This window comes from Bacteroidales bacterium (assembly GCA_035353855.1).
Lineage (GTDB): Bacteria > Bacteroidota > Bacteroidia > Bacteroidales > CG2-30-32-10 > DAOQAK01.
On the sequence record DAOQAK010000047.1, the window covers coordinates 19,864 to 32,507 of the forward strand.

Below are 12,644 nucleotides of genomic sequence, written 5' to 3' on the forward strand. Positions count from 1 at the left end.
CGTGAGCATTGGTGTTCGCCGCGACGAATTTGTGATAAGGAATTCATACCTTTGATTCGCATTAGTAAACACAGGTAAATACAGATAATGAAAAATGATTACTCCTGAATATCTTAAACCCGGTGATAATATTGGCATTATAGCAACTGCCCGAAAAATTTCCCTTGAAGAAATAAAACCTGCCATTGATAAATTTTTAGAATGGGATTTTAATGTTTTGCTGTCAAAAAATATTTTTGCACAAGAAAATCAATATGCCGGAAGCGATGCACAACGCCTCAATGATATACAGGAAATGCTCGACAATCCTGAGATAAAAGCAATTGTTTGTGCACGCGGAGGGTATGGAACTGTTCGTATAATTGATAAAATAAATTTTAATTCCTTTATTAAAAAACCAAAATGGATAGTAGGTTATAGCGACATCACTGTTTTACATTCGCATATTCATACGCATTATAATATTGAAACTATACATGCAACAATGCCACTGAATTTCCCTGCCGACAGGTCAGATAATGAAGCATTGGATTCATTAAAAAAAGTTTTGACCGGAGAAAAAATCAATTATTCCATAACACATCAACCTCTTTCAAAACCGGGAAAAGCGGAAGGAATTTTAGTTGGCGGAAATCTTTCATTATTATATGCGCTTGCAGCAACACCTAGTGATATCAATACTTCAGGGAAAATCTTATTTATCGAAGACCTTGATGAATATCTTTATCATATCGACCGTATGATGCTGCAACTTAAACGCAGCGGAAAATTGAAAAACCTTGCAGGGCTTGTTGTTGGTGGTATGACAGATATGAAAGACAATACGGTTCCTTTCGGAAAAACAGCTTATGAAATTATTCATGATGCCGTGAAAGAATACGATTTTCCTGTATGTATTGGTTTTCCTGCCGGACATATTGATGATAACAGGGCCTTGATTTTAGGAAGAAAAATCTCATTGGAAGTAAAAGATGAATGTTCTAAAATTATTTTCTAAAACCATTTATAAATCCAAACCTGTCATCTGTAAATAAATCTTACCATTTATAAATTCTCATTTTATTTTATAAAATATTCTGAATTATTTAGCTAAAGTTTTAAAATATCCTTTAGGCTATTTAAATTTACAATTGTTATAATTAGCAACGCCATTTATGGCGTTGAAAAAAAAGAACAAGAAAACGGGCTTTAGCCCAATCAAAAATTTATCATGGCTCAGCATAATGAACTTGGCAAAATAGGAGAAAAAGTAGCTCGCGAATTCCTGGAAGGAAAGAGATTCAAAATCCTCGATGTAAACTGGCGTTTTGCAAAAGATGAATTAGATATTATTGCCGAACATGATAATTTTTTAGTGGTGGTGGAAGTTAAAACCCGTAGCACATGGCAATATGGCGAACCTCATGAAGCGGTAAATCATAAAAAACAAAAACTTATTATCCGTGCTGCCGAAGCTTACATACAGGAAAAAGAAATTGACAAGGAAGTTCGCTTTGATGTAATATCAATTGTAATGTCGGGAAATGATGTTACAGAGCTTACACACATTGAAGACGCATTCTATGCCACAATGTAAAAAATTTATTCTCTCTTTAATGCAATCCTGAAAGTTGTTCCTTTATCAATCACAGAATTTTTTACAAAAATTTTTCCTTTGTGATATTCTTCAATTATTCTTTTTGAAAGAGAAAGCCCCAGTCCCCATCCCCTTTGTTTGCTTGTATATCCGGGCTTAAACACTGTTTTGAATTTCGATTTTGCCATTCCTTTTCCTGTATCGGCTATATCAATATTTACAAAATCACTTTCCACGGTTATTGTGATATCTATTTTCCCTTCACCTTCCATAGCATCAATCGCATTCTTACAAAGGTTCTCCATTACCCATTCAAAAAGATGTTCATTAAGCGGAATAATGTATTCATAATCTTTTTGCAGATTCACTGAAAATTGAACTCTCTGCGAGGTGCGCGCTTTCATGTAATCAACAGCATTGTTAATTACTTTTACAATATTTGTTTTCTCCAGCTTAGGCTGTGAACCAATATTTGAAAAACGCTGTGTAATAGTATTAAAACGGTAGGCATCTTTCTCCAGTTCACGAATCGTTTCTTTATCTACATTTTTTAATTTTAAAATTTCAACCCATGCCATAAGTGAGGATAGCGGCGTTCCCAGTTGATGCGCGGTTTCCTTAGCCATCCCAACCCAAACCTGGTTTTGTTCCGCTTTTCGCGATGTACTGAAAAGGAAATAGGCTACCAATAAAAATAACCCGATAATCAGGAATTGTATATATGGATAATATTTTAACTGCGTAAGTAAAAATGAATCTTTATAAAAAATAAAACTTTTTCCTATTCCCGAAAGTTCAATTTCAACAGGTTTGTTTTGCTGTTGCATGGATTCGATCATGCTGTTCAAATAATTCTTATCATCAACTTTGGTTGAATCGAGATTACCGAATGCAATGATTTTACTTTTTGTGCTGTCAGTTATAATAACCGGAACCGATGCCGAATTAATCACAACCTCCGAAATAAATGATTTGATAAGATCATCAAGAACCTGGCGCAACTCGGTGAAAAGTTTTGAATCTTTATAATACAGGTAACTTTTTTTCAAACCATATGAAACTATTATCGGATCATAAATGGTAAATTCTTTTTTCAAATCACCAGTAAGTGTTTTGACGCTATCGGTATTAAAATCAACATTTTTTGCAGCAGTAATGCTTCCCTCATCATCAATAAGAATTACCGGGATATTGGTATTACCTGAAATGATTTCGGAATAAAAAGTAAGGTCTTCCGTATTATCTGCTTCTATTAAACGTTTTGTAGCTTCGGCCCAAATCTCAACACGCTTACGTTCTTCTGTTTTTAATTTTTCAAAAAATATTTCGGTATATCTTACAAGAGATGCTTTTTTCTGAACTGCATCAGCCCATGTTTGTGCCTTTTCGCGCTCATCTTTTGCAATTTTTTTTACAAGAACATTAGTATACCAAAGCGATGCGCCCACTATAGCAAATGCAAAAGCCAACAGGAACCATTTCCAGTATTGTTTACGGTGATAAATATTAAAACTTTTTTTTGTCATACTGAATTACAACGCTTCTAATATATAAATATTATTTGTAATGCTGAAAATCTTATCGATAGTAGATTGCGGAATTACTTCAGAGACAAGTTAGCTATTTTGCTGAAAGTTTTTCAACAATGGAATCGTACATTTGTCCCACGTTCTTCCATTTCATTATTTCGGATGATTTGAATTTAATCTTGAAATGTTTTTCTATAGCAACCACAAGGTTAACATGCGATAACGAATCCCAGCCATCAACATCATTGGCAGTGGTTTCTTTAGTAATTTTTATATCGTTATCATCGAATACGCGACAAAATACGCTGTTCAGTTGTTCGAAAGTATCCATAGTTTGTTTGTTGTTTATCGTTGTTGGTTTGTTGTATATCCTTTTACCTTTATACCATATACCTCTATTTAGATAATGTCTTTCGTAAAAATTATTTAAATACAATATTACAATTTTTATTTCAATCAATTATTATCAATGACTTCCGCCTTTGCGGACAAATGACAATACATAATTTTACTCATCTAAAGTTGAAACATCTCCCGGGTCTTCGCCTTTATACCAGGCTTTCAGAACACGACGCATAATTTTACCGCTTTTATTTTTCGGGATTTCTTTTATTACTATTATTTCCTGTGGTGTTGCAATAGATGAAAGTTTATTGGCAAGATGCAATCGTATTTTCATTTCCAAATCATCATCCCATTTATACTGGTCTTTTAAACGAATGTATGCTACAACTTTTTCAAATAAAATTTCATCAGGTGCGCCAATCGTTCCAGATTCGGCTATTTCAGGGATTTCGAGTAAAGCACTTTCAATTTCAAACGGACTTATTAAATGTCCCGCTGTATTTATCACATCATCATTACGTCCTACAAACCAGTAATAGCCATCATCATCGCGGTATGCCAAATCACCGGAATAATAAAAACCATTTTTAAATTTCTTTTTATAAACCTCTTCATTATTCAGATAAGTTTGCATCATCGAATCCCATCCGACTTTTACGCAAAGGTTTCCTGTTTTTTTATTTTCCAAAATTTTCCCTTCATCCGAAATTATTGCAGCTTCAATGCGTCCGTTTGGTTTTCCCATCGAACCCGGTTTTACTGGTATTCCGGGTTTATTGGTTATCATAATACTTCCGGTTTCTGTCTGAAACCAGGTATCATAAATATCTTTTCCAAAAATATCGCGCGACCAAAAAATTATTTCAGGATTTAACGGTTCACCAATACTAAATATATGTTTTAGCTTTGATAAATTATTTTTTCTGAAAACGGATTTGTCTTCTCGCATCAGCATTCGTAAGGCAGTTGGCGCGGTGTACCAGATTGAAATTTTTTCTTTCTCGATTAACGACATCCATGTTTCGGCACTATAGCCTCCACCAAAATGAATTTGTGTAACACCCAAACTCCACGGGCCAATGATTCCATAAGACGTTCCAGTAACCCAACCCTGATCAGCAGTACACCAGTATATTTCATTTTCATTCAATTGTAAAATATTCTCGGCAGTGTAGCTTTGCAACAAAATACTTTTATGATGATGCAACACACCTTTTGGCTTTCCTGTTGAACCTGAAGTGTAATGTAATACCGAATATGTTTCAGCAGTGGTTACAGGTGTTTCAAAATTTTCTGATGAAGCTTTTATTAAGGAAGAATAGCTTAAAACATTTTCCGATAAATGTTCTTCAACATCTGTTAAAATGATATAACGAAGTTCAGGAAGTTTATCTTTTATTTTAAGAATTTTTTTGTACAAACTTTTTTTTGTAATGATACCTTTTGCCCTTGAATCGCCCAACCTATCTAGTAATGACTCTTCTCCGAAATTTGAAAATAATGTTCCGGCAATCATTTGCATTTTTAATATTCCAAAAAAAGAAAAAAATTGTTCCTGGCATTTAGGAAGAAAAGTAAAGCAAATATCACCTTTCTGAAAACCCAATTTTTTCAATGCATTTGCAAATAAATTGCTTTCTCTATCCAAATCAGAAAAAGTAAATTCTTTTCTTTCAAGATTTGCATCTATCCAAATCATGGCTGTTTTATTTCCGCGTCCTTCAAGGCATTGACGTGTTGTGCAATTATATCCAATGTTGAATTGATTATTTTTTATTTCAAACATCTTATTAAAACTCTAAATAAATAAATGGTTGCGATTGTGATGAAAACACCTGGTAAATCAATATAAAAGCAAAAACAACAACCGCTGCTTTCAATATCCAATGCAGCTTTGTAAAACTATTTTGTAATGATACATTCCATTTCATAGGCGTATAATGCAATACGAGTCCGAAAATCAAAATCAAGAAAGGATATAAATATAAATTCACCCATTGTGTAAATAAACTAAAATCTAAACTGGTAAATATTTTAGAATATATTTTCATTGCAGTTGCAACATCGGCTGCTCGGAAAATTATAAACGAGAAACACAAAAAATGAAATGTTATAAAAATGCTGATGAACTTATAAATATTTTTATTTGTCTTCTTTCGTATTTTACTTCTCGATTTATTTGTAATAACATCCCATACCATTGCAAGCGCATGAAGTCCGCCCCAAATAATAAATGTAAGATTTGCACCATGCCAGAAACCACACAAAACAAAAGTTATTATTAACGACAAGATTATTCCAAACGTTTTCCAATTGCGCAAACCAAGTGTTAATGGGGTAAATAAATAATCGCGTAACCACGATGAAAGGGTCATATGCCAACGCCTCCAGAAGTCGGTGACGTTAACTGAAGAAAAAGGTTTATTGAAATTCGGCATAATAGAAAATCCAAGAAGACAAGCAATGCCTATAACAATATCAGTATATCCCGAAAAATCGAAATACAACTGAATCATATAACCATAGCCAGCCATAAGGCTTTCGAAGCCTGAAAAATAATCAGGCGCATCGAAAACACGGTCAACAAAATTTCCGGCAAGAAAATCGGCAATAAAAATTTTCTTGAATGCACCGCACATGATCAGGAAAAATCCCATTCCAATATTTGTTTCAGATAAAGAAATTTTTTCTTTGAACTGCGGAAGTAAATCCGATGCACGTGAAATAGGTCCGGCAAGAATATTCGGGAAAAATGCAACATACAACACATAATTGAAATATTTTTTTTCCGGCTGTTCAATATCTCCGCGATATATATCAAAAATATATGAAAGCGATTTAAAAACAAAAAATGATATTCCAATAGGCATGATAATATTATATACCAGCGGGTCATTTCCACCTTGCATACTATCCCAAAGTTTTAAAAAGAAATTGGTGTATTTAAAATAAAATAAACTTCCAAGATTTATTATTATCGAAAGAAAAAGAAGAATCGTTTTTCCTGGTTTCTTTTTAATTTTAAAAATACCTTTGCCAATAAAATAATCAGAGGTAGCAATGCAAAACAGTATGATTACTGCAATTCCGCTGATTTTATAATAAAAATACAAACTAAAAATAAGTAAAATAATATTCCTGGTTTTTACTTTATTGATCACCAAAACATATATCCCATAAAGGAAAGAAAACAAAAGAAAAAATAAAACGGAATTGAATAACAGCGGATGATTTGGATTATATGTTAATGCATTTAAAAAGTCAGTCATAAATTTATTTCTTTATTATCAGCACTTGTCCAAGCTTTAAAGCATCACTTGTTAAACTATTTAGTTTTTTAATTTGCGCAACTGTTGTACTATACTTTTTGGCTATATTAAATAAATTATCACCTTTCACAACCGTATATTTGACTGTACTTTTTGTTGTAGTTGTTGTAGTAGTCTTTGGTGTTGTGGTTTTGGGTGCCGATGTAGTTATTTTTGAATTAGTGGTTATGGCTGATGATGGAGTAACTGCTTTTTGTACCGGTGGTGTATATTTTGGTGCAGCAGCTTTTGTATATTGGGTTGAAGCATCATTACTATTTGTAAGCACTTGCTTGTATATTACAAGAGTTTTCCCTGCTGCAATATTTGTTGAAGTAAGTTTATTCCAGTATTGAAGTTGTTTAATTGTTACTCCATATTTTTTAGCAATTGTACCAAGTGCATCACCTGATTTGATGGTATAATAAAATGTTTGTGTTGTCCAAACTTTGGTTGCTTCCTGTATTGTATTAGCTGTTACATCGGTATCTTTCACTTCCGGGATATTTCTTGTTGCAAGAAGAATATTTGTTTTCGCTGTATCAGGAAATTCTTCCAGGGCAATAAATTGATTAATACTATCGCGGGTAAGCGATTGATAATAGGAATTCAAAATTGCATTACAAAAAAGTTCACCACGTAAATAATAACCGGCTGCATTCAAATGAACCCTGTCGTAACTGGCCAGCCTGTTGTTTAACCATTTCAGCATAGAATACTGCCCGCCACTGACATAAAAATAATCATAAAAAGCACAACCTTTCCGGAAAGCCACTTCACGCATCAGGTTAGAATATGTTTTGCAATTGGCTTCATTCCAATACCTGTAATAAATATCCTGTACATCAGAAAGGATTATTGAAGCTTTAGGTGCTGCACACTGAATAATATCAATTATCTTACAAAGATCATTTTCTATTTCTTCGCTTTGAAATTTTACTTTATAAAAATCATTTGTTCCCATATCAAAAATTACAAGATCAGGTTTTAATTCCTGTAGCTGGTAAAGCAATAGATTTTCTCTTAAAACACTTTTAAGCCCGGCGCTGTTAATTCCAACGCTATTATACAGGATACCTTTTTCTTCATTCGTTTCAATCATCAATCCATAGCATTCAAAATATTTCTGTATGGTATCGGTTTTATTTACAAAAAATTCAAGTGTATCGCTGGCCTCCGGTAATTTTACTTCGATATATAATTTGTCATTGTATGAATTACAGTCAATATATAAAGGCGTTTCAGCGTTGGATGTTTTCAGTTTCAGGTCGAAACTTTCAGGTGATCTTTTACAATATATTTTCAATAAATTAAATTCCTTCTTTAACGCATTTTTATTAAAAATAATTTTAAAACTTGAAGAACTATCTTCGGTATAAACTGTTGCCCCGGTAATTCCTATATCGTAAGCTGGGTAAGGCTGAACATTTCTTGAATATTCCCATTTGCCTTTGCATGAAGTTTTATAATCATATGCTGCATGTGTGCTTGCTGCAGCATATGGAAAAACAAAGCCACGACCTCCATCACCAAAAATTGATTGCAGTTCATTGCGAATATATCCGGTAAAAATATCTGCCTGAACATGTGAATCGCCAATATGCAATACCCTAAGTTTTCTTCTTGGTGTTTTTTTCAGGTTATTTAAAAAATATTTTATCGAACTATAATCTTTCCATTCAATATAATTCTGGTTGTATTTTATGAAATCATATTTTTTACTGTAAGTAATAAGTCGCTTGATGTATTGAGGATTTGCAATGGAATCGGGCTTATAGGTTGCATCATGAAACATTCCTGCAGGCGAAAAGTTAAATGCATACAGAATAAAAATTACAGCAATACATAAAAATGATAAAATATAATTCTTCCTGTTTTTCAAATTTTTATTCCTTTCTTATTCTTATGTCTGAATACATATTGATTATATTCAGTAAGTAAAGCATTGAATAATTCATTGCCAATAATTTTTTGTCCTTTATTAGAAAAATGTCCATCGCAGGAAGCAAGATTTTTTTTCTTCCATGTCAATACAGAATTTTCACCACCCATTACTTCATAAAGATCCCAGAATGCGCATCCGCTCTCTATTGCAGCTTTTTTTTGCAAATCTCTTACTTTCGAAAGATAAGGATAGGAAATATATTCACCATTGATTTTAGTAGACATATCGCCCGCTCCGACAACGAGAATGCTAATTTCCGGTGCAACACTTTTAAACCGTTTGAAAATACTGGTGTACATATTATAAAGCTCTTCTCTTTTTGCATCTGTTCCTGCATAAGGCACTACATTGTTTCCGTACTGAAAAATAATAAGTTTCACATTAAGTTGTTTTAACTGCTTTGCAAGATATTCTGTATTTATTTTTAATAATCCATCTCCTGAATGTCCGCGAATAGCATAGTTATCAACTTGTATCCCATTAGTTCCTTCAAATAGCAATCCATAAAAATCAGGGCTTACATTTCCGCTGAATTCCATTTTAAAACTTTTAACGGATGAAGGAATTTTTAAATCATGTATTGTGAATCCATCAACAGCCGGAAGTGTTTCGCTTAAAATTTTTTCACCGGTATACTGGTTGTAAATCGCCATTTCGCAATTTTCATATGCACGTCCATACATGAGTCTTACACTACTGAATGACACATATGGCTTAATAGTAAAACCAACTGTTGCGCTATTATAAAATATTTCTTTATTTAATTTTACCCCGGAAGTATCCGAAGTGTTATCAGACAGTGTATCCAATGTTTTCTTAACTGCATAATGAGAAAATTTATACACATTTCCCGAAAGACCGTAATAGCCGCAACCATAACGATTATGAAAAACAGTATATCGTATCCAGTTTGGAGTACAATAACGGACAAGGTTTACATTATCGGCAATATCATCAAAAGGAACAAAGCCCAAACCACTGCCTCCGAACTTTTCCTGGAAACTATTTCGTAAATAACATGTTATTCTATCGCCTTCGAGTTGTGAATCGCCATAGTGAAGTATACGGATAATCTCGTTTTTATTTTGCTCCGATAATGATGAAAAAAAATCATCAAGAGCATATATGTTTTTATTTGTGGGATTCTCAAGGAAATTATTTTTACGGGGTTCAAATCCTGATAAATTAATTCTTTTTAAACGAAATGATAAAGCAGAATCGTCTGCAATATATGAATTGATAAGGCTTTCAGCTGTTTCAGAATTTTCGGATACTTTAAAATCCGTTATTTGATCCCAATCAAGAATCCGAATATTAATATCGTTTTCATTAGAAAACATACGTGGAACGAATGATACAACTAATAGTAGTACATCAATTAAAACTATCGTAAATAATATTTCTAATGATTTATTCTTCAAACTTAAACTCCCCGGAATTACAGAATTGCAAAAATAAGATTAAAAGGAAATGCTCAGCATCATTCATTCCTTTTTATTCAACAATGAAATGTGAACTATTTTAGTGATTTATTTTTTTCTTTCATAAAGCCCAATAATTTCTCCTTTCGCAAGTATATGATCTTTCATTGCAGCATCAACATCATCGCGTAATGCACCTTTTCTTAATGATAGCATACTATCCAAAGCATACACTTTAAAATGATAATGATGAATTCCACTTGGCGGACATGGTCCTGAATAACCAGTATCGCCAAAATCATTGAGCCCTTCGGTAATATTTTCAGAAATATTCCCTTCAATTTTTGTAACAGAGGGAGGAATATTAAATAAAACCCAATGAACCCAAACCTTTGAAGGAGCATCCGGGTCGTCGCAAATAACAGTATAAGACTGGGTTTGGGCAGGACCTTTACTCCATTCAATAGAAGGCATAATATTTTCCGCATCGCAGGTATATTTTGCAGGGATATAATCATTATGATGAAACGAACTGCTTTTTACCTTTAATGTATCAATATCCGTTTTGGTTTTACAATTAAAAGGGAAATTTCCTGAAAATCCAAGAATGACCAATACTGCAATTAGCAGTATGAAAAATATTTTTCGAAACATGATGAATTATTTTTGAGGGAACAAGATACTAAATTTTGTTCCAACTGAATTAGCGAATGAAATTTTACCGCCAATTTGTTCCGTAAGAGAACATACCAATTGCAATCCAAGCGTTTTTGCTTTACGAAAATTTAAATGATGGGGAAATCCGTTTCCGTTATCGGATACACATAGCAGAAGATTATCATTATTGGATTTTTTAAGCAATACTTCTATCCTGCCTTTTTTCATTTCTATAAAAGCATATTTCAGGGAATTTGAAACAAGTTCATTAATAATAAGACCAAGGGTTATAACAGTATCGTACTCCAAAGGTATGCTTTGTACTTTTGTATGTATTTCAACAGAACAGGATTTGTCCCTGTAAATCTGAGATAAATAACCTGTTAATGATCTTAAGTATTCCGGAAAATCGATGTGAGTAAAGTCTTTCGACTGGTATAATTTTTCATGAATCATCGCCATCGATTTTATTCGGGTCTGGCTTTCCCTGTATAATTCAAGTATCTTCGAGTCGTTAATTTGAGCAGCTTGTAAATTCAGCAAGCTGATTATAACCTGCATATTATTTTTTACCCTGTGATGAATTTCTTTGAGAAGAATTTCTTTTTCCTCCAGTTGAGTTTTTATTAAATCTTCTGATTTTAATCTTTCAACAACTTCTTTTTTTAATTTTGAATACGCTTTTTCAAGCTCCTGGGTTCTTTTCTTTACAAGAATCTGAAGCTCTTCCTGGTATTTAAGAAGAATACTTTCAGCTCTTTTTCTTTCAGAAATATTTCGCATGATGGATTGGTAAGTACCGTCGAACATGCGTTTGGTATTCATTTCGATTACAATTTCTCTTTTATCTTTTCTTATTAAAATACGTTCTGTAATAACGGTTTCACCTTTATCAAGCAGGTCATACCTTAAAGGTTTACTATACAATTCTTTCTTAGTAAAGAGTTGCTTCATATTCATTCGAAGCAATTCTTTTCTTGAATAACCGGTGATTTCGCACGATTTAGAATTTACACCAATAAAATTTCCTTTGGAATCACCGAAAAAAAATCCATCTGCTGCTTGTTCAATCAACATCAATAATTTTTCTTCGCTTAGTTTTAATGCTTCTTCGGAGTTTTTTAAATTTGTTATATCTCTTGATATTCCAAGAACTGATTTTACAGTTCGGTTATCATCAAATATAGGGAAAAGACTTGTACTTAACCAATAGTTTTTATTTACAAATACGGATTTTGTATCAATAGTTATAGGTTTTCCCGATTTGATAACTTTTTTAATATTTAGTATCTGTCTTTTATGAAGATCCGGCTGGAAAACATTCTTAAGAGAAAGTCCTATTAATTGCTCGGGCTTCTTGTTCATCACACTTGCAGCATAAGAATTAACAAATTCAACTTCGCCTTTGTTATTTACAATAAAGATATAATCCTGTGCTGTTTCAGAAAGAGCTTTATATTTTAAATGAGCTTCATTCAATGCATCTTTTAATTCACGATTTTCTTTTTCAAGAAATAATAATCTATCATCTTTAGTAATCTTGCTATTATTTTGGAGTTTCATATCAACCGAAAATTATGCATGGCTTTCTTTTACAAATATATTATAAAACAGAGCCATATCAACATGATAAGCCCGATAGTAGCCTAATGTATAAATTACATATCACAAATAGAATATTTTTTTCTTTTAAAATAAGAAAAAAGACAGTTTTTGATTGGAAAATTTAATTTTTGAGGAAAATTAACAAATAAGATTTTTAAAATTCTGAGCCTCTCACCGGACTTCTTGCCTCGCCTTTTGGAGGGGAACCGGCGACCTTCCCGACATTACATGTCGGGATGCTCTACCAACTTTATCTCG

The 12,644-nt window shown here is 32.8% G+C and carries 10 protein-coding genes; 2 read left to right on the forward strand and 8 right to left on the reverse strand.

What is annotated here, in order from left to right:
- Positions 1 to 94: 94 nt before the first annotated feature.
- Together PKK00_11810 and PKK00_11815 are read left to right on the forward strand one after the other, a co-directional pair.
- Entirely contained in the window at positions 95 to 997 is a 903-nt protein-coding gene (locus PKK00_11810; protein ID HNW99086.1) for an LD-carboxypeptidase, read from the forward strand.
- 213 nt (positions 998 to 1,210) lie between these two features.
- Complete coding sequence (locus tag PKK00_11815; GenBank protein ID HNW99087.1) at positions 1,211 to 1,576, forward strand: YraN family protein; 366 nt, start codon at positions 1,211 to 1,213, stop codon at positions 1,574 to 1,576.
- Between the two features lie 5 nt (positions 1,577 to 1,581).
- On the opposite strand, the gene PKK00_11820 is transcribed toward PKK00_11815, so the two are convergent.
- The 8 genes from PKK00_11820 to PKK00_11855 form a co-directional block, all read right to left on the reverse strand.
- Positions 1,582 to 3,102: a HAMP domain-containing sensor histidine kinase gene (locus tag PKK00_11820; protein ID HNW99088.1), complete on the reverse strand. Its 1,521-nt coding sequence runs from the start codon at positions 3,100 to 3,102 to the stop codon at positions 1,582 to 1,584.
- A gap of 94 nt (positions 3,103 to 3,196) precedes the next feature.
- A complete protein-coding gene (locus tag PKK00_11825; protein HNW99089.1) occupies positions 3,197 to 3,436 on the reverse strand; it encodes an acyl carrier protein in 240 nt (79 codons plus the stop codon).
- Positions 3,437 to 3,613: 177 nt separating this feature from the next.
- Entirely contained in the window at positions 3,614 to 5,236 is a 1,623-nt protein-coding gene (locus tag PKK00_11830) for an AMP-binding protein (protein HNW99090.1), read from the reverse strand.
- A 4-nt stretch (positions 5,237 to 5,240) separates the two neighbouring features.
- On the reverse strand, positions 5,241 to 6,719 hold the full coding sequence (locus tag PKK00_11835; GenBank protein HNW99091.1) for an MBOAT family O-acyltransferase: 1,479 nt from the start codon (positions 6,717 to 6,719) through the stop codon (positions 5,241 to 5,243).
- A 4-nt stretch (positions 6,720 to 6,723) separates the two neighbouring features.
- Entirely contained in the window at positions 6,724 to 8,640 is a 1,917-nt protein-coding gene (locus PKK00_11840; protein ID HNW99092.1) for a LysM peptidoglycan-binding domain-containing protein, read from the reverse strand.
- Entirely contained in the window at positions 8,637 to 10,124 is a 1,488-nt protein-coding gene (locus tag PKK00_11845; GenBank protein ID HNW99093.1) for a hypothetical protein, read from the reverse strand. The genes PKK00_11840 and PKK00_11845 overlap by 4 nt, the downstream gene beginning before the upstream one ends.
- 108 nt (positions 10,125 to 10,232) lie before the next feature.
- Positions 10,233 to 10,778 carry a YbhB/YbcL family Raf kinase inhibitor-like protein gene (locus tag PKK00_11850; GenBank protein ID HNW99094.1) on the reverse strand — a complete coding sequence of 182 codons (546 nt, stop codon included), beginning with the start codon at positions 10,776 to 10,778 and terminating at the stop codon, positions 10,233 to 10,235.
- A gap of 6 nt (positions 10,779 to 10,784) precedes the next feature.
- Positions 10,785 to 12,344 (reverse strand): PAS domain S-box protein, encoded by a 1,560-nt coding sequence (locus PKK00_11855; protein ID HNW99095.1) that lies wholly within the window; start codon positions 12,342 to 12,344, stop codon positions 10,785 to 10,787.
- Positions 12,345 to 12,644: the final 300 nt, after the last annotated feature.